Source organism: Pantoea osteomyelitidis, from assembly GCF_044342975.1.
GTDB lineage: Bacteria > Pseudomonadota > Gammaproteobacteria > Enterobacterales > Enterobacteriaceae > Pantoea > Pantoea osteomyelitidis.
Map to the genome: position 1 here is coordinate 1,381,474 of NZ_JBGFSN010000004.1, position 17,800 is coordinate 1,399,273.

At 55.2% G+C, this 17,800-nt stretch carries 15 protein-coding genes; 4 read left to right on the forward strand and 11 right to left on the reverse strand.

Annotated elements, in window-relative coordinates:
- Positions 1–372: a hypothetical protein gene (locus ABU178_RS11630; RefSeq protein ID WP_397214937.1), complete on the reverse strand. Its 372-nt coding sequence runs from the start codon at positions 370–372 to the stop codon at positions 1–3.
- Here ABU178_RS11630 and putA point away from each other — a divergent pair.
- Positions 371–4,315, forward strand: a complete 3,945-nt coding sequence (gene putA, locus ABU178_RS11635; protein WP_397214939.1) for a trifunctional transcriptional regulator/proline dehydrogenase/L-glutamate gamma-semialdehyde dehydrogenase — start codon at positions 371–373, stop codon at positions 4,313–4,315. The two genes, ABU178_RS11630 and putA, sit on opposite strands and share 2 nt — an antisense overlap.
- A 763-nt stretch (positions 4,316–5,078) precedes the next feature.
- On the opposite strand, the gene ABU178_RS11640 is transcribed toward putA, so the two are convergent.
- The 10 genes from ABU178_RS11640 to ABU178_RS11685 form a co-directional block, all read right to left on the reverse strand.
- Positions 5,079–6,164: an acyltransferase family protein gene (locus tag ABU178_RS11640; RefSeq protein ID WP_397214940.1), complete on the reverse strand. Its 1,086-nt coding sequence runs from the start codon at positions 6,162–6,164 to the stop codon at positions 5,079–5,081.
- Positions 6,165–6,614: 450 nt separating this feature from the next.
- Positions 6,615–7,709, reverse strand: coding sequence for an acyltransferase family protein (locus tag ABU178_RS11645; RefSeq protein ID WP_397214942.1), 1,095 nt, complete (start codon positions 7,707–7,709; stop codon positions 6,615–6,617).
- 236 nt (positions 7,710–7,945) lie between these two features.
- Complete coding sequence (tcyN, locus tag ABU178_RS11650) at positions 7,946–8,698, reverse strand: L-cystine ABC transporter ATP-binding protein TcyN (RefSeq protein ID WP_397214944.1); 753 nt, start codon at positions 8,696–8,698, stop codon at positions 7,946–7,948.
- Positions 8,695–9,363 (reverse strand): cystine ABC transporter permease, encoded by a 669-nt coding sequence (gene tcyL, locus ABU178_RS11655; protein ID WP_397214946.1) that lies wholly within the window; start codon positions 9,361–9,363, stop codon positions 8,695–8,697. The genes tcyN and tcyL overlap by 4 nt, the downstream gene beginning before the upstream one ends.
- Positions 9,363–10,163, reverse strand: a complete 801-nt coding sequence (gene tcyJ / locus ABU178_RS11660; RefSeq protein WP_397214948.1) for a cystine ABC transporter substrate-binding protein — start codon at positions 10,161–10,163, stop codon at positions 9,363–9,365. The genes tcyL and tcyJ overlap by 1 nt, the downstream gene beginning before the upstream one ends.
- A gap of 124 nt (positions 10,164–10,287) precedes the next feature.
- Positions 10,288–11,274 (reverse strand): D-cysteine desulfhydrase, encoded by a 987-nt coding sequence (locus ABU178_RS11665; RefSeq protein WP_397214950.1) that lies wholly within the window; start codon positions 11,272–11,274, stop codon positions 10,288–10,290.
- 128 nt (positions 11,275–11,402) lie between these two features.
- A complete protein-coding gene (gene fliZ / locus ABU178_RS11670) occupies positions 11,403–11,906 on the reverse strand; it encodes a flagella biosynthesis regulatory protein FliZ (RefSeq protein WP_397214952.1) in 504 nt (167 codons plus the stop codon).
- A gap of 51 nt (positions 11,907–11,957) precedes the next feature.
- Positions 11,958–12,680, reverse strand: coding sequence for an RNA polymerase sigma factor FliA (locus ABU178_RS11675; protein ID WP_397214954.1), 723 nt, complete (start codon positions 12,678–12,680; stop codon positions 11,958–11,960).
- A gap of 143 nt (positions 12,681–12,823) precedes the next feature.
- Positions 12,824–13,792, reverse strand: coding sequence for an HNH endonuclease signature motif containing protein (locus ABU178_RS11680; protein WP_397214956.1), 969 nt, complete (start codon positions 13,790–13,792; stop codon positions 12,824–12,826).
- 163 nt (positions 13,793–13,955) lie between these two features.
- A complete protein-coding gene (locus ABU178_RS11685; protein ID WP_397214958.1) occupies positions 13,956–15,260 on the reverse strand; it encodes a FliC/FljB family flagellin in 1,305 nt (434 codons plus the stop codon).
- Positions 15,261–15,527: 267 nt separating this feature from the next.
- Between ABU178_RS11685 and fliD the strand changes: the two genes are divergently transcribed.
- The 3 genes from fliD to fliT are packed head-to-tail and all read left to right on the forward strand — an operon-like array spanning position 15,528 to position 17,729.
- Entirely contained in the window at positions 15,528–16,946 is a 1,419-nt protein-coding gene (gene fliD, locus ABU178_RS11690; RefSeq protein WP_397214960.1) for a flagellar filament capping protein FliD, read from the forward strand.
- A 13-nt stretch (positions 16,947–16,959) separates the two neighbouring features.
- Positions 16,960–17,370 carry a flagellar export chaperone FliS gene (gene fliS, locus ABU178_RS11695; RefSeq protein WP_397214961.1) on the forward strand — a complete coding sequence of 137 codons (411 nt, stop codon included), beginning with the start codon at positions 16,960–16,962 and terminating at the stop codon, positions 17,368–17,370.
- Positions 17,370–17,729, forward strand: a complete 360-nt coding sequence (gene fliT / locus ABU178_RS11700) for a flagella biosynthesis regulatory protein FliT (RefSeq protein WP_397214963.1) — start codon at positions 17,370–17,372, stop codon at positions 17,727–17,729. The genes fliS and fliT overlap by 1 nt, the downstream gene beginning before the upstream one ends.
- Positions 17,730–17,800: the final 71 nt, after the last annotated feature.

The following is a 17,800-nucleotide window of genomic DNA, read 5'->3' on the forward strand; positions in this document are numbered from 1 at the left end:
TCAGGCTATCTCGCACCACAGAAGCAGGTGCGGTTTCCTGCGGCGCGGTATCCTGCCGTAAAGGCGCGGCGCGCACAATGGATTTAACACACCAGTTACAGGCATTTCACCTGTTGTTTGTGTAAAGATGCAAAGAGGTTGCACTGGCTCACAGAAATCCAGTTGCACCTGGCTACAACCCGCATATTCACCCGCTTTGCCAGATTGGCGAGATTCTTGCAGCAATATCCATGCCGTTTTTGAATTGTTAAATTTGGCCTGCACGCCGAGGGTGTTAACTGGCTCACATTTGCACGGTTGCACAAAGTTGCAACCTGGGTGATATTGCTCGCCACGCAGGATTTTTACTTTTTTGAGGAGTATTTCATTCATGGGTACGACCACCATGGGGGTGAAGCTCGATGAAGCCACCCGCGACCGCATTAAACAAGCTGCGCAGAAAGTGGACCGCACGCCGCACTGGCTGATTAAACAGGCCATTTTCAATTACTTAACTCAGGTGGAAGCGGGTGAATCATTGCCGGAAATTCCTCTGCACAATGGCCAGGCAGAAGGCGACGACCCGCCGCAGGAACAGGGACACCAGCCTTTTCTGGAGTTCGCTGAGCATATTTTGCCGCAGTCGGTATCTCGTTCGGCGATAACCGCCGCATGGCGTCGTCCCGAGACCGATGCGGTGCCCATGATGCTGGAACAGGCGCGCCTGCCCGCCCCGCTGGCAGAGAAAACGCATCAGCTGGCTTACCGCCTCGCCGACAAGCTTCGGCACCAAAAAGGTGCGACAGGACGCGCCGGAATGGTGCAAAGCCTGTTGCAGGAGTTCTCCCTCTCCTCGCAGGAAGGGGTGGCGCTAATGTGTCTGGCGGAGGCGCTGCTGCGCATTCCCGATAAGCCGACACGCGATGCGCTGATCCGCGACAAAATCAGCAACGGTAACTGGCAATCCCATTTGGGCCGCAGCCCTTCAATGTTTGTTAACGCGGCGACATGGGGCCTGCTGTTTACCGGCCGCTTGGTCTCGACCCATAACGAAGCCAACCTGAGCCGCTCGCTGAACCGTATTATCGGTAAAAGCGGCGAGCCGCTGATCCGTAAGGGCGTCGATATGGCGATGCGCCTGATGGGCGAGCAGTTCGTTACCGGCGAAACCATTGCCGAGGCGCTGGCCAATGCGCGCAAGCTGGAGGAAAAAGGCTTCCGCTACTCCTATGATATGCTGGGCGAAGCGGCCCTGACCGCCAGCGATGCCAAAGCCTACCTGCTCTCTTATCAGCAGGCGATTCACGCCATTGGCAAAGCCTCCAACGGTCGCGGCATTTATGAAGGTCCGGGCATCTCCATCAAGCTTTCCGCGCTGCATCCGCGCTACAGCCGCGCCCAATATGAGCGTGTGATGGAGGAGCTTTATCCAATTCTGAAATCGCTGACGCTGCTGGCGCGTTCCTACGATATCGGCATTAATATCGATGCTGAAGAGGCGGACCGCCTGGAGCTTTCCCTCGACCTGCTGGAAAAACTCTGTTTCGAGCCGGAGCTGGAAGGCTGGAACGGCATCGGCTTTGTGATTCAGGCCTACCAGAAGCGCTGCCCGTTCGTGATCGATTATTTGATCGATCTGGCGCAGCGCAGCCGTCGTCGTCTGATGATCCGTCTGGTGAAAGGCGCTTACTGGGACAGCGAAATCAAACGCGCCCAGATGGAAGGGCTGGAAGGCTATCCGGTTTATACCCGTAAGATCTACACCGATATTTCTTACCTTGCCTGCGCGCGCAAGCTGCTGGCAGCGCCAAACCTCATCTATCCGCAGTTCGCGACGCATAACGCTCATACCCTGGCGGCAATCTATCAGCTGGCGGGCAATAACTATTATCCGGGCCAGTATGAGTTTCAGTGCCTGCACGGCATGGGCGAGCCGCTCTATGAGCAGGTGGTGGGCAAAGTGGCCGACGGCAAACTCAACCGTCCATGCCGTATCTACGCCCCGGTGGGCACTCATGAAACGCTGCTGGCCTATCTGGTGCGTCGTCTGCTGGAAAACGGCGCCAATACCTCATTCGTGAACCGTATTGCTGATACCTCGCTGCCGCTTGATGAGCTGGTCGCGGATCCGGTTACGGCGGTGGAAAAGCAGGCTCTCAGCGAAGGCGCTGTCGGGCTGCCGCATCCGAAGATTCCGCTGCCGCGCGATCTTTACGGCGAAAAACGCGCTAACTCGGCCGGTCTGGATATGGCGAACGAACATCGCCTCGCCTCGCTCTCCAGCGCGCTGCTGAACAGCGCGACCCATCCGTGGCTGGCGCAGCCGATGATCGATGGCGCGCCGGGTGAGGGCGAAGCCCGTCCGGTGCTGAACCCTGCCGCACCTACAGATGTGGTGGGTCAGGTGCGTGAGGCGACGGAGCAGGAAGTGTCTCAGGCGCTGGATGCCGCAGTGAATGCCGGTCCGATCTGGTTCGCCACGCCGCCGCAGGAGCGCGCTGCGATCCTTGAGCGTGCCGCGCTATTGATGGAAGGCCAGATGCAACAGCTGATCGGCATTCTGGTGCGCGAAGCGGGTAAAACCTATAACAACGCCATCGCTGAAGTGCGTGAAGCGGTGGATTTCCTCTACTACTACGCGGGCATGGTGCGCGACGACTTTGATAACGAAACCCATCGCCCGCTGGGGCCGGTGGTCTGTATCAGTCCATGGAACTTCCCGCTGGCGATCTTTACCGGACAGATCGCCGCCGCGCTGGCGGCTGGCAACAGCGTGCTGGCCAAACCTGCCGAGCAGACGCCGTTGATCGCCGCTCAGGCGGTACAGATTCTGCTGGATGCCGGCGTGCCGCTGGGCGTGATTCAATTGCTGCCAGGCCAGGGCGAAACCGTGGGCGCGCAGCTCACCGGCGACGATCGGGTACGCGGCGTGATGTTCACCGGCTCAACCGCCGTCGCCACCCTGCTCCAGCGTAACATTGCCGGTCGTCTTGATCCCCAGGGTCGTCCGACGCCGCTGATTGCGGAAACCGGCGGGCTTAACGCCATGATCGTTGACTCTTCCGCCCTGACGGAGCAGGTGGTGATCGATATCGTCGCCTCTGCCTTCGACAGCGCCGGTCAACGCTGCTCGGCGCTGCGTCTGCTCTGTATTCAGGAAGATGTGGCCGATCACACGCTGAAGATGCTGCGTGGCGCGATGGCGGAGTGTCGCATGGGCAATCCGGAGCGGCTTTCCACCGATATCGGTCCGGTGATTGATGCCGAAGCGAAAGACAACATCGAACGCCATATTCAGGCGATGCGCAATAAAGGCTTTAAGGTTTATCAGGCAGTGCAGGAGATCCCACTGGACAGCAAAGAGTGGGTAACCGGCACCTTCGTTAAGCCGACGCTGATTGAATTGGACCAGGTCGCCGATCTCGACAAAGAGGTATTCGGCCCGGTACTGCATGTGGTGCGCTTCTCGCGCAGCAGCCTGCCGCAGCTGATTGAGCAGATCAACGCTTCGGGTTATGGCCTGACGCTGGGGGTGCATACGCGCATCGACGAAACCATCGCCCAGGTGACGGCAGGCGTTAAGGTGGGCAACCTTTACGTTAACCGCAACATGGTGGGCGCGGTCGTTGGTGTGCAGCCCTTCGGCGGCGAAGGCCTCTCCGGCACCGGTCCTAAAGCGGGCGGTCCGCTCTATCTCTATCGTCTGCTGGCGCACCGCCCGGACGGCGCGCTGCGTCTGACCTTTGATCGTCAGGATAGCGAACGTCCGGTTGATGCGGCGCTGCGTCAGGCGTTGACCGCCTCGCATCAGGCGCTGAGCGACTGGGCGAAAGATAAGCCCGGCTTGTCCACTGTCTGTCAGCGCTACAGCGAACTGGCGCAGGCGGGTACCGTGCACCTGTTGCCGGGTCCTACCGGCGAGCGTAACACCTTTACGCTGCTACCGCGTGAGCGCGTGCTTTGCGTAGCTGACAACGAGCAGGATGCCCTGGTGCAGCTCGCTGCGGTGACCAGCGTCGGCAGCCGCGCGCTGTGGCAGGACGACGAGCTGCATCGCAACCTGGTAAAATCACTGCCGAAGGCGGTACAGGATCGTATCGATCTGGCGCAGGATGCGCTGAACGATGAGTTCGACGCAGTGATTTACCACGGCGATGCCGATCAGCTGCGCAGCCTGTGCGCGGAGATTGCCGCACGCGAAGGCGCGATCGTTTCGGTGCAGGGCTTCGCCCGCGGCGAAACCAATCTGCTGCTGGAGCGTCTGCTGATCGAGCGCTCGCTGAGCGTGAACACCGCTGCGGCGGGCGGCAACGCCAGCCTGATGACCATAGGGTAAGGGGGCGCTGACCGCGCAGGTGTTTCGCTTGCGCGGGCTGTCCGCTAGCCGCGGGGCGGTCCGCTTGCCGCAGAGATGTTTCGATCGCCCATACGTGACGCAGTTTCAGCCCGCCCGTGCGGGCGACCGACGAGGGGGCGCCAGTCGCCGCGCCCCCTCGACCCCGGGCTCGCGGCCCGCTTTATCGCCGCTTCGCGGTGCCTTCGCTTCCTCAGGATTTCTCACGGACCGTTCGGGACGCGCCATCCCTGGCGCGGCCCTTCACTCTCGCCGACGTCCTGTCGGCTCGCCCTGAAATCCTTCCTCCGCTCAGCGATGAAAAGGCCGCCCCAACCCCCCCGCTGCAAGCGATGACTTACTTCTTTAAACAACCGCGTTGCTGAAAATTGTTTATCCGGCCATCAGACAACGCTGCGCGAAATAAAAAAACAATGAACATGCAGGCGGGGGTGTTGGTTCCGGCTTCCGACGCGCTGAGGAAAGAACGCAGGCCAGGACGAGCCGCATGGATGCGGCGAGAGGGAGGGTTGAGCCATGGATGGCGAATCCCGACCGTTCCGTGAGGCCGGAGTGAGTGACGAAGGCACAGCGCGCAGCGCTGCGCGGAGGCTGCCGGTCGCGGGGATTGTTAAGGGGCCAGCAAAACGGCCCCTTAACACGGCCGCATGTACTGCGGCTCCTGAAACTGCCTGCCGCCTGGCGGGCGGAACCCTGCGGAGCAACATATCGCCCCTGCGGTGACAGAGCAGGGCCGCCCCTTCCCTTACGCTACCTGCGTGCCCTTCTTCTTCCAACCGATCAGCGTCGGGAAAATAAACAGCGATTTCCCCAGGCCACGGTTGGTCAATGACCAGACGCCAATTGAACAGAGCGAACAGATGCCGACAATCGCCAGCGGATAGAAACAGGCCCACAGTATTGAGAACCAGGCATATTCAAACAGATGATGATGCAGCGCGAACAGAATGGCCGACATGCCGAAAAACTCAATAAAAATACGGTGGATAACGTAAATTTGCAGCGTGTTTCGTCCTATCCAGTTCATAAAAGACATATTGAAATGCGCGTTCAGCCAGCGACAGAGCGCCACGCTACACAATACGGCGATGAGACAGAGAAACAGACTCTTATCCAGCCCGAAAATGATATGGATACCTGACAAAGCAGCCAGTCCCGCCCAGGGAAGGAAATTCTCACGCCGCCATTCGCTCAGACGCAGCATTCTCTGGCTCCAGAATGCGCCCAACAGGAAAAACAGGAAATATTGCGCCACACTCTGCGGCCCCCAGTAAGGGATGATCTTTTCCACCGCCAGATAGTTAAGCACCACGGCAGCTACCAGCAGCACTAACTTCTGTTTGTGGAATAATTTCGCAAACAGGAAATAGATACCCAGACCATATAAATACCAGGATGTACTCATCGCGAGAAAGGTTAACTTCAGGAATTCATACAATGAACCGGCATAGGCCGCGTTCAAATTCTGTGAAATTCGCTGGCCGGTAATTTCCGTGGAGATGCCGATAATTGACCACCACTGGATAAAACCCCAAAGAATATAGAGATAAAATAAATTGGTGATTCGGCTGGTAAACACCTGCTTCCAGGGCCGGTTCAAAATGCCGTTTGTCGCCAGCAATCCTGAAACAAAAAAGAAAGCAGGCATACGTAAAGGTGAAAGCACGGTATTAAACTGTACCCATATTTCCGCAGGGAACCATCCCGCAGAAAGATATTTCAACGTACTCTCAAAACCCGGTAGCACCGTATGGTAAAGCACCACCAGCAAAATACAGGCGCCCTTCAGGGTGTTTACCCATAATATCTCGTCCCGCTTGGCATTATTCATTGTTCGACTCCCGCTGTGTAGGTCAGATTTCTCAAATTGAAATGCGCTAAAATGCGCGAGGCTTTTATGATTATTCAGCGAGTATTAGGGAATCGTAACGCGATGGATGTAGCTATAATCTTAAAAATATTGCGCTGGACCTGCCTATACAATAATTTACCTGACAAGGTATTTTTTTACATTTCTGTTTAACGATTTATTCTGCTCTTATTTTAATTAGTAACATGAAAATAATTATGTTACTAACCCGCCATACCACGACCATTATTTAAGACAAAGCAGCGATAATAAAAACCAGAAAATAATTGACCCACTACCCCGATGAAATATTACAACAGGAGATGGTACTGTTTAATGGATTATTACGTTAATAAAAAATTCTAACAGTCTGATAAGCGGGAAATTGGCTATATTAAAAAGGCCAGCGATGCTGGCCTTTAATTGCTGATATCAGGGGGCAGGCGCCGCATTTGGCGCAATCGGCGGCTTACGCAGCAGAGGCGGGTAAATAAATAGCGCGCGCCCCGGCCCGCGATTCAGTAATGACCAACTCAGCAGCGACAATGAAGTACAAAGCGAGACGGCGACAACTGGCAGCAGCAAAGCCCAGCTCAGGGAAAACCAGAAATGGGAAAACCAGCCATAGTGTCGTGCTACTGCCAGCATGCTCAGTCCCAACACTTCAATATAAATGCGATGCAGGACATAAATCGGCAGCGTATGACGGCCTACCCAGTTCAGCCACGCCATGTTCAGACGTTCATTTAACGTCCGGCACAGCACAATACCGCCCACAATCGCCAGCAGACTGTAAAACGGATTTTTATAGCTTCCCAGGGTATGGTGCATAACCCCTGCCAGGGCAATGGCGACCAGCAGCCAGAGATGGCGGCGCTTACATTGGCTTAACGCTATCAGCGAAGCACTAAAAAATGCGCCGAGCAGGAACCAGAGATAGTTCTGCGCCACGCTGGCCGGTCCCCAGCCGGGAATCAGACTGAATTGCGCAGCGTAGTTCGCCAGGATCGCCAGTACCAGCAGTGTGACTTTCTGGCGATGAAATAATTTACTCAGCAAAAAGTAACCGGCCAGCGCGTAAAGATACCAGAGGCTGGTCATGGAGAACGCCAGCAGCTTAATAAATTCCGCTGGCGAAGCGGCATAAGCGGCGTTTTTTGTCGCTGAAAGTTTTTCCCCCATTAAATTGAGCGAGAAACCGGAAATACATAACCATTGAATCGTGCCCCAAAGCAGATAAATATAAACAACGTTGCTGAATTTTTTGCTGAATACGTCACGCCAGCTTTTTTTGCTGATGGCGCTGGCCGATAGTAGACCTGAGACGAAAAAGAAGGCGGGCATTCGTAATGGTGAAAGATATTTATTGAACAGGATCCATATTTCTGCGGGTAGCGAGCCAGCAGTAAGAAAAGAGACAGAGGGCGCAAAGGTGGTAATAATGGTGTGGTGTAGCACCACAAGCAGAATCGCCCCTCCTTTCAGCGTATTAATCCAGAGCACTTCTTTTTCAGCATTGGCACGCATCTTTACTTCTCCGGTAACGGGTTTTGTAAAGAATTATTTATATTTGTGAGGAATTAACAATAAGGCATGGTCTTAAAGCGTTGTGATTGTTGACATAAGTGACTACTACGCCGGTGCAGAACAGAATAACCATAAAAAATTCAAGGCGATAATAAAAGCAATTTCAGATTTAGCCGGTGGGATAGCGTGATGACGCGCAGAGTAAGCGTGCCGCCAGTGAAATGGCGGCACCAGGATTATTGATTAAGAAATTTGTCGAGAAACTGACGCGTACGGGCATGTTGCGGCTCACTGAAAAGCCTTTTCGCCGGTCCCTGCTCCACAATCTGTCCTTGATCCATAAAGATGGCGCGGTCAGCCACGTCGCGGGCAAAGCTCATCTCATGAGTGACGATCACCATGGTGCGCTTCTCTTCCGCCAGCGCCCGGATGGTACTGAGTACTTCACCGACCAGCTCTGGATCGAGCGCGGAGGTCGGCTCGTCAAACAGAATCACTTCCGGACGCATCGCCAGCGCACGCGCAATCGCCACGCGCTGCTGCTGCCCTCCGGACAGACGACGCGGGAAACTGTTCTCTTTTCCGGTTAAGCCCACTTTTTCCAGCAGCTCGCGCGCCCGTGCTGTGGCTTCCGCTTTCGCTTCCCCTTTCACAATCACCGGTCCTTCGATGATATTTTCCAGCACCGAACGATGGGGGAACAGATTAAAGCTCTGGAACACGAACCCCACCTGTTGCCGCAGTCGTCTCACCTGCTCTTTCTGCTTGCTGATGGGCAGCGCGGCATCAATGGTAATCCCACCCACTTTGATGGTGCCGCTATCGGGCACTTCCAGCAGGTTAATGCTGCGCAGCAGCGTGGTTTTGCCGGAGCCGCTGGGCCCGATAATCGCCACCACTTCCCCGGACGCAACCTCCAGATCGATGCCATGCAGCACCGTCTGCCCGTTAAACTGTTTCACCAGTTTACTGACTTCAATGGCGCTCATTTTGACTCCCGATCCTGACGGTTAACATGATTTTCCAGCCGGTTTTGCAATGCCGAAAGCAGCGTCGCCATCACCCAATAGATCAGCGAGGCGGCAAGATACATGGTGAAAACTTCCAGCGTACGCGAGGTGATCAGCTGCGCCTGACGGAACAGCTCCGGCACCTGAATGGTGGCCGCCAGCGAGGTGTCTTTCACCAGGCTGATAAAACTGTTGCCGAGCGGCGGCAGCGCGGTCCGTGCCGCCTGCGGCAGAATCACCCGGCGCAGGGTTTGCCAGGAGGTCATCCCGATACTGGCGGCCGCTTCCCACTGGCCGCGCTCAATCGACGCGATGGCGCCACGCAGCGACTCTGAGGCGTAAGCCGCAGTATTCAGCGACAGGCCGATCATCGCTGAAGGGATGGGATCCAGCTCGATACCAAACTGTGGCAGACCGTAATAGATCATAAACAGCTGGGCAATCAGCGGCGTGCCGCGAAATACAGAGACGTAAAACCGCGCCAGCCAGGCAACCGGCCAGAAGCGGGAGAGCCGCATCAGCGCCAGCACGAAGCCGAGCACCAGGCCAAAAAACATCCCGCCGATGCTCAGCTGCAGGGTGAACAGCGCCCCTTTAAGCAAAAAAGGTGCTGAATCCAGCACCAGTTGTAAACTTTCCTGCATTATTTGGTTACGTCCGCGCCGAACCATTTCTCAGAAAGCTTGCTCATTGAGCCATCTTTCTGCATCTCAGCAATCGCCTGATTTACTGCCTTCAGCAGATCCTCATTGCCCTTGCGCAGCGCAACGCCTGATTCCTGACGAGAGAATGCCGGACCCGCTACCGCCATGGTGTTGCCGGTTTTCTTCACCAGATCCAGTGCGGCAAGACGATCCACCAGAATGGCGTCCACACGACCGGAACGCAGATCCTGATATTTGGTCGGATCGTCATCATAGGTGCGGATATCCACGCCTTTCACGTTCTCACGCAGCCACTGTTCATAGTTGGTGCCAAGGCCTACGCCCACTTTCTTGCCCGCCAGATCTTCCGGCTTGGTGATGCTGCCCTCTTTATCCTTACGCACTAACGCCTGGATGCCGGAAATGGTGTAAGGGGTAGAGAAGTCATATTTCTTTTTACGCTCATCGGAAATGGTAACCTGATTGATCACCACGTCGATGCGTTTTGAGTCGAGCGACGCCAGCATACCGTCCCACTTGGTCGGCTTCAGGCTCGCTTTCACGCCCAGATGCTGCGCCAGCTGCTGGGCAAATTCTACTTCGAAACCGGCCAGCTTGCCGCTCTCATCCTGAAAACTGAATGGCGGATAGGTGCCTTCCAGCCCAACCAGCAGCGTACCCCGCTCTTTGATCTTACTGAGCAAATTTTCTGCCGCAAACGTTTTGACGTTAATACCGGCGACCAACGCCACCGCCATCACTCCCATCACCAGCTGGCGACGAACCTGAGAGAAAGCCATAAGTACCCCATTTTTATTGATGTGTTGTCTGATGTAGCCTGTTACCGCTGCTGTCCGGCAGCGCGTCTGTTTGCACGCTGCCTGCGATTAACAAACGGATTATAAACCCTTTTCTGATGTGACATCAGACCGAAGGGTGATAAGCAAATAACGCCGGCGCGCCGCCGGTATGAATAAACAGCAGTGGTCCTTCGCGTTGGAAGCGTTGCTGACTAATGCCGTCAATCAATCCCGCCATCGCTTTACCGGTGTAAACCGGATCCAGCATGATCCCTTCCAGCCGCGCCAGCAGCTTCACCGCTTCCATGCCTTCTTCGTTCGGCTCGCCGTAACGCGGGGCAAAATAGTCATCCCACAGCGTAATGGGCGCGCGGGTTTGCACTTCAAGCTTTTCCGCCAGCTGCTGGCGGATGCGCTCCACGACCGGCAGTTGATCGGCCACTTTACGCGACACCGTCACGCCCACCAGCTCGCTCTCCGGCAGCAGCTGCTCCAGCCCGATCGCCAGCCCGGCGTGCGTGCCTGCGCTGCCCGAGGCGACCACCACCGCCGCGAAGTCGACCACCTCCTCGCTCTGATGAGCGATTTCCTGCGCGCACTCCACGTAGCCGAGCGCGCCCAGCGCGTTGGAGCCGCCAACAGGCACCACGTAAGGACGAAAGCCCTGCGCTTCCAGCCGTGTTGCCTGCTCTGCCAGTTGCGCCATCGGATCATGCAGCGCCTCGACCATGATCACCTCCGCATCCATCAGATCCAGCAGCAGGCGGTTGCCGTTATGCAGATAGTTAGGGGCGGTGGTCGCAATGGGGTTTTCCAGCAGCGCCACGCATTTCAGCCCGAGCTTTGCCGCGACCGCCGCCGTCTGGCGCACATGGTTAGACTGAATTGCCCCTGCCGTCAGCAGGACGTCGGCACCCTCGTGCAGCGCATCGGCGGCGAGGAATTCCAGCTTGCGCAACTTATTGCCGCCCATGGCGACCGGCGTGACATCGTCACGTTTTATAAAGATTTCGCGGCCAAGGTAGTCGGAGAGCCGTGGCAGATGCTCAAGGGATGTCGGGGCGCCAAGCAGCTCAAGGCGGGGGAATTGATGCAAAAGATGTAAGGACAATGCAGCCTCCGGGGCATTTCACAATTATCCTTACAGTGTTACAGAAGAGCGGAAAAGGATCACTCTGAATCCCACATATCGCGCCATTGTTGCTGGCTGAGTCAACAGCAACAATGGCGGGACAATGCTTAGCTACGCTGCCAGCCTAAAAATTGGTCATATTTGCGCAGGGCAATGCGATAGTTGTTATGACCCGCGTCCGGTAAATCACTTTCCAGCCTTTCATGCCAGCTGCCGCCGCGTAGCCTCTCGGCGGGATAATTTTTGGCTTTCAGCATCTCATCCAGCCGACGCAGACGCACCACATATTCACGGATCGTGCTGTGGCTCATCTCTGTCTGCTCAAACAGGTACTGTTTAAACGCCATAATGTCGAAGTAATTAGGATGTGTATTACAAAAAATATCGCTGCAAAAGCGACACAACGCTGTTAACTCGGGCTGTAATTTCATCCAGACCTGTTCATCAATCATTTGGTCCATACGCGCGATGGCCTCTTTATTGATGATCTGACCGCGAAATACCAGCGCCATACGATCTAACACCTTGCCACAGTGCGAGCAGTTACTCTGGCTGTGTTTGTAGTCTTTAAGGTAACGGCTTAAAGGTCTGGCTTTAGTTTTGGCTCCCATTGCTGAGTCCCCGGTTTTTTATATTTTTGGATCGCCAGGAACTGAGTGCCGTCAGCGCGCTCCCGTTAGCCGGGCGCGCAGGCGTTTGATCGCCTGACTGTGCAGTTGGCTGACGCGGGACTCACCCACTTCCAGCACCGCGCCAATCTCTTTCAGGTTCAGTTCTTCCTGGTAGTACAGTGTGAGCACCAGCTTTTCGCGCTCGGGCAGAGCCTCGATCGCGTCAATCACGCGCTCACGCAGATTCCCTTCCATTAACTGATGAAGCGGATTGGCCTCCTCGTGCCCTTCCGTCACCAGTTCCGCACTGTCGCCGTGCTCTTCCCGATACTCGTCGTAAGAGAAGAGTTGGCTGTTATTGGTATCGAGCAGAATCTGTCGGTACTCATCAAGAGAGACATTTAACCGCTGTGCCACTTCCAGTTCGCTGGCGGCGCGTCCCATGCTCTGCTCCACCTGATGCATGGCGCTGGCCACTTCGCGCGCGTTACGACGCACGCTGCGTGGTGCCCAGTCCCGGCTGCGCAGCTCATCCAGCATCGCACCCCGGATGCGCTGTACGGCATAGGTGGTAAAAGCGGTACCCTGAAGCGCGTCGTAGCGTTCCACCGCGTTCAGCAAGCCGATGCCGCCCGCCTGGAGCAGATCGTCAAGCTCAACGCTGGCAGGCAGCCGCACCTGCAGACGCAACGCTTCGTGGCGTACCAGCGGGACATATCGCTGCCAGAGCGAATGTTTATCCATCACGCCTTCGGCGGTATAGAGATCGTTCACGTTGACTACCCTGCGTTAATGAAGTTATCGGCATGATTATCCAATTCTGTAGGGCGATCGATTGAAGGAATAGGCGGGGAAAAGCAAGGTTATTTCAAATTTGTAATATTTAATGGCGAATCCTTTCGCCATCAGGCCAACAATCAGCGCGGATGCCGCAGTCTGTCCCGCGTGGCAGGCGGCACGGCATCCCATAAGGCGCAAATCTGCCCCTCAAGATCCTGATAAAAAACGCTAATGTTTTCCTGGGTTTCTGTGCCCGGATGAAAGCGCACGCGCCCGCTTTCTGCATCAATAGTCAGTAAGCGGTTGATAAACAAACGATGCAGATCGCTGCGCAGAAAGAGCCCGTTATCGACGCTGTTGTCGGCGAGAATGCCATCCTCATTTTCTGCGGTGTCGATATGGCAAGCTTCCAGCCAGGGCCAACTGTAGCGATCGATAAGGCGTGTGCCGGTGATGACGCAGCCGCTGTAGCGTGCCTTGAGCGCCGTGATAAATTCAGCCTGGCTGGCGCGCTGCAATACCTTCGCTTTGACCTTGCGACCCACTTCGGTGCCCGCGATCACCGCCGTAGGCACTTTGTGCTGCGGCGTGCTCAGCACCACGATAAACTGGATGCGGCGTGAGGTGGCGAAACAGGGATGGGCTTCACGGTCAAACAGCTGCCACCAGCTCTCTTCTTCATCCTGTCGCATCAGCACCAGCTTATAGCCCCGGCTGGTCAGCAGGTTTTGCGCCGCCGCCGAGTGGGGATCGAGCATCGCATAAACCTGGCTCTCTCCCATCACCCGCCACAGGTTCTGTTTTTTATCCTCGCTGCTGCGATGGAAATAAAGGAAGCGCTGTTGTGACTTCAGATAATGCTCGAAGCGGCGCAGGTAGTTTTTGCGCTCATTGTCGCTGGAGATAAACAGCAGATCCTCCAGCGGGCTGTTGCTCTCCTGATGCGCGAAGATCGCGCGGATCACCATTTTACGCGGGCTGGTGGAGGGGCTGAGCAAGGCGCGCGCCGTGAGTTCTTTATCCTCCGGGTGCTGCAAGGCGTAGCGCTTTGCGATCTCCTCGAAGGCAAGGCGTTCGCCCGGTAACAAGTCATAATTGAAGCGCATGGACACTCCAGAAGTTAAGCAAAAGAGAAATGAAACAATCTTCAGAAGTTATCGGCAAAAGGGGCGGGATCTGTAACAAAAGGGTTACGATTAAGAATAAACTGAAGCAATAAAAAAACCCCGCCGAAGCGGGGTTTGCAGTAACGCTGTTTGTTGAGAGCGATTAGCCCTGCAGCAGAGACAGAACCTGCTGCGGAACCTGGTTCGCTTTCGCCAGCACGGAGTTACCTGCCTGCTGGATGATCTGCGCTTTAGACATGTTAGAAACTTCGGTCGCGTAGTCAGCATCCTGGATACGAGACTGTGCTTCTGACAGGTTAGTGGTGGTGTTGTTCAGGTTGGTGATAGCAGAGTCCAGACGGTTCTGCACCGCACCCAGGCTTGAACGGAAGGTGTCAACCTGTGCAATCGCTTTGTCCAGCAGCGCCAGCGGATCGGCAGTCGCAGTACCTTCATACAGGCTGGTGTTGGCATCATCAGCGATATCACCGATGTCAGTAGGCTCGTTCTGAGTACCGGTTGCGTCACCGCTGTTGGTCAATGCGTTAGCTGCGGTTTCATAGTTTTTACCCTGGACGGTCACATAACCAACCGCATTGCCGGATGCATCGGTACCCACCTTAACCAGTTTGCCAGTTTGTTCAGCATCAGTTACACCGTTGTCGCCATCGTCATAAGTCACGTCGGTGGTATTCAGCGTAACAGTACCATCAGTGGCAACAGAGGCAGCATAGTAGTCATCACCGCTCTGAACAACGTAATCAGAAGTGGCGTCGCCGTTACTATCCAGTACGTTGTGCAGGCTCAGTGAAGAAGCGCTAACAGTTGATCCGGTAGCTGTGGTTAAAGAGGTTGCCGCACCTGACAAATTTACCGCAGCAGGCGTCGTGGTGCCATCGCCAACTTCAGTGACTGCATCGCCTACTTTCAGTGCGTTGCTGGTTACGGAGAAACCGCTCAGGCCCAGAGTAGAAGAATCGATTTTCTGCAGGTCGATAGAGATAGTTTCACCATCGTTCGCGCCAACCTGGATTTTCATGGTGCCGTCTTTTGCCAGCACGTTCACGCCGTTGAACTGAGTCTGACCGGATACGCGGTCAATTTCGTCCAGACGGGATTTGATTTCGTCCTGGATTGATGACAGGTCGGAATCAGAGTTGGTGCCGTTCTGTGCCTGTACGGTCAGTTCACGAACACGCTGTAAGTTGTTGTTGATTTCAGACAGTGCGCCTTCAGTGGTCTGCGCAGCAGAGATACCGTCGTTGGCGTTACGCGCTGCCTGAGTCAGGCCGTTGATGTTAGAGGTAAAGCGGTTAGCAATCGCCTGACCAGCAGCGTCATCTTTTGCGCTGTTGATACGCAGACCTGAAGACAGACGCTCAATAGAAGTAGACAGAGCAGACTGGTTTTTGTTGATGTTGTTCTGAGTGATCAGCGAGAGGCTGTTGGTATTAATGACTTGTGCCATGATTAAAGTTCCTGTATTTCAAGTCGTTCGGTTAAGTTGTGGGCTTCAACCCGTCGGCTTCATCGCCGTCAAACCTGTTATCGTCTGCCTCAAAACAACCTTTAGAATTTTTTTACGTTGTGGCCAAATTTTTTTTAGCCGCTGAATTGCCCTTCTCTCTATGCCCTATTCCCCTTATCAGCCGATTGGAATTAACCGTAAACTTTCCACATTGATGGCCGATAACTCAGGTATTCATTCTCCGTGTCGTTGTGATAAGGATAAAATATGGCAAGTATTTCTACCCTGGGTGTGGGTTCCGGCCTGGATTTGAGCAGTATTCTGGATAGCCTGGAGACGGCGGAAAAAGCCTCGCTCGATCCTATTTCCGCTCAACAAACCTCTTATACCTCTAAGCTGAGCGCTTACGGCACGTTAAAGAGCGCCTTGACTGATTTTCAGACCGCGAATACCGCGCTGAATAGCGCCGATCTTTTTACGGCAACCAAGGCCTCCAGTAGTTCGAGCGCATTCAGTGCGACGACATCAGGCAGCACCATTGCCGGTAAGTACACCATCAGCGTGTCGCAGCTGGCACAGGCGCAGACCCTGACTTCCGCTGTCAAAAGCGATACCTCAACGGCTATCGCCAGTTCCGACAGTACCATTACCATTCAGCAGGCGAACGGCGATGATCCCATCACCATCTCTCTGACTGCGGCTAACTCTTCTCTGAGCGGCATTCGCGATGCGATCAACAACGCGGATGCTGGCGTCAGCGCCAGCATCATCAAGGTGTCTGACGGCAGTTATCGCCTTTCTCTGACCTCTGACGATACCGGCACCGATAATGCCATGACCGTCAGCGTTAGCGGCGATGACACCCTGCAAAGCTTTATGGGTTATGACGCCAGCGCCAGCAGCAACGGCATGACGGAAAGCGTCACGGCGCAGAACGCTAAGCTGACGGTAAATAACGTTGAGATTGAAAACAGTAGCAATACCATCAGCGATGCGCTGGAAGGCATTGAACTGACGTTGAGCGACACCACGACCGGCAACCAGACGCTGACCATTACCAAGGACACATCGAAAGCGGAAAGCGCAATCAGTGACTGGGTGGATGCTTATAACTCATTACAGGACACCTTCGCCACGCTGACCAAATACACGGCGGTGGATGTGAATTCTGATTCCCAGGATTCCAGCAACGGTGCCCTGCTCGGCGACAGTACGCTGCGCACCATTCAGACCCAGCTTAAAAGCATGCTGACCAATGCGGCCAGTTCCTCTACCTTTAAGACACTGGCGCAGATTGGTATTACTACCGATCCGACCAGCGGCGACCTTGAGCTTGATTCTGATAAACTGGAAAGCGCTCTCTCCAGCGATCCGGCTGGCGTGAAAGAGATGATCGTCGGCGACGGTACAACCACCGGCATTACCACCACCATCTCTACCAATCTGACCAGCTGGCTCTCCAGCACCGGTATCGTACAGGCGGCCACCGATGGCGTCAGCAAAACGCTGAACGACCTCACCGACCAGTACAACGACATGAGCGATCGCATCGATAATTTGATTGCTCGCTATAAAGAACAATTTACTCAGCTTGACGTGCTGATGAGCTCGCTGAACAGCACCAGCGATTACCTGACGACGCAGTTTGACACGTCCAGCAGCAGCTCAAGCAGCAGCTCTTCATAAGTAAGGGGACAACATGTACAGCGCTAACGGCACCCAGGCCTATGCGAAAATCGGCGTTGAAAGCGCGGTAATGAGCGCCAGCCAGCAACAGCTGGTGGTGATGCTCTTTGACGGCGCGCTTAGCGCGCTGGTGCGCGCCCGCCTGTTTATGCAGGACGGTAATCTGGAAGGCAAAGGGCTTTCTCTCTCAAAGGCCATTAATATTATTGAAGGCGGCCTGAAACAGGGCCTTGATGACAACAGCGGCGATGCACTGGCGGCAAACCTGACGGAGCTTTACAGCTACATGGTTCGTCGTCTGCTAAAAGCCAACCTGCATAACGATGTGGCGGCGGTGGAAGAAGTTGAAAGCCTGCTGCGCAATATCGCCGATGCGTGGAAAGAAGTTGTTCAGCCGCAAACTCTGGTTCAGGACGCCGTTTAATGACAATTGCACCGCATCTGCTCGCTGCTTATCAGCAGCTTCTTGAGCTCAGCCAGGGAATGCTGCGCCTCGCTTCCGAGGGTAGCTGGGATGAGTTAATCAAAAAAGAGATGGAGTATGTCAGAGCGGTGCAACAGCTGGCGCGATCGAGCGAGACGGCGTCGCTGTCCAGCCAGACGCTGGAGCAGCTGCGCCCGGTGTTACGCCATATTCTTGATAACGAAGGCGAAGTCAGACGCCTGTTGCAGGCGCGCATGGCTGAACTCTCTACGCTGGTCGGTCAGTCAACCCGACAAAAGTCTGTAATGTCGACTTACGGCAAAAGCGGCACCGTGCTGGTGCCGCGAGACAACCTCTGATTTCACGCCTCTTCTGCCGTTCTTCGCGCCGCGCCGGTAAAAAATAATTTTACCGCGCGGCGCGCCTTTTC

Bases quoted from the DNA above. Each gene is read 5' to 3' on its own strand.
- fliZ (WP_397214952.1), bottom strand. From the start codon at position 11,906: ATGGGAGCCAAAACTAAAGCCAGACCTTTAAGCCGTTACCTTAAAGAC.
- ABU178_RS11680 (WP_397214956.1), bottom strand. From the start codon at position 13,792: ATGCGCTTCAATTATGACTTGTTACCGGGCGAACGCCTTGCCTTCGAG.
- putA (WP_397214939.1), top strand. From the start codon at position 371: ATGGGTACGACCACCATGGGGGTGAAGCTCGATGAAGCCACCCGCGAC.
- ABU178_RS11685 (WP_397214958.1), bottom strand. From the start codon at position 15,260: ATGGCACAAGTCATTAATACCAACAGCCTCTCGCTGATCACTCAGAAC.
- fliD (WP_397214960.1), top strand. From the start codon at position 15,528: ATGGCAAGTATTTCTACCCTGGGTGTGGGTTCCGGCCTGGATTTGAGC.
- tcyL (WP_397214946.1), bottom strand. From the start codon at position 9,363: ATGCAGGAAAGTTTACAACTGGTGCTGGATTCAGCACCTTTTTTGCTT.
- tcyJ (WP_397214948.1), bottom strand. From the start codon at position 10,163: ATGGCTTTCTCTCAGGTTCGTCGCCAGCTGGTGATGGGAGTGATGGCG.
- ABU178_RS11645 (WP_397214942.1), bottom strand. From the start codon at position 7,709: ATGCGTGCCAATGCTGAAAAAGAAGTGCTCTGGATTAATACGCTGAAA.
- tcyN (WP_397214944.1), bottom strand. From the start codon at position 8,698: ATGAGCGCCATTGAAGTCAGTAAACTGGTGAAACAGTTTAACGGGCAG.
- fliS (WP_397214961.1), top strand. From the start codon at position 16,960: ATGTACAGCGCTAACGGCACCCAGGCCTATGCGAAAATCGGCGTTGAA.
- ABU178_RS11640 (WP_397214940.1), bottom strand. From the start codon at position 6,164: ATGAATAATGCCAAGCGGGACGAGATATTATGGGTAAACACCCTGAAG.
- ABU178_RS11630 (WP_397214937.1), bottom strand. From the start codon at position 372: ATGAATGAAATACTCCTCAAAAAAGTAAAAATCCTGCGTGGCGAGCAA.
- fliT (WP_397214963.1), top strand. From the start codon at position 17,370: ATGACAATTGCACCGCATCTGCTCGCTGCTTATCAGCAGCTTCTTGAG.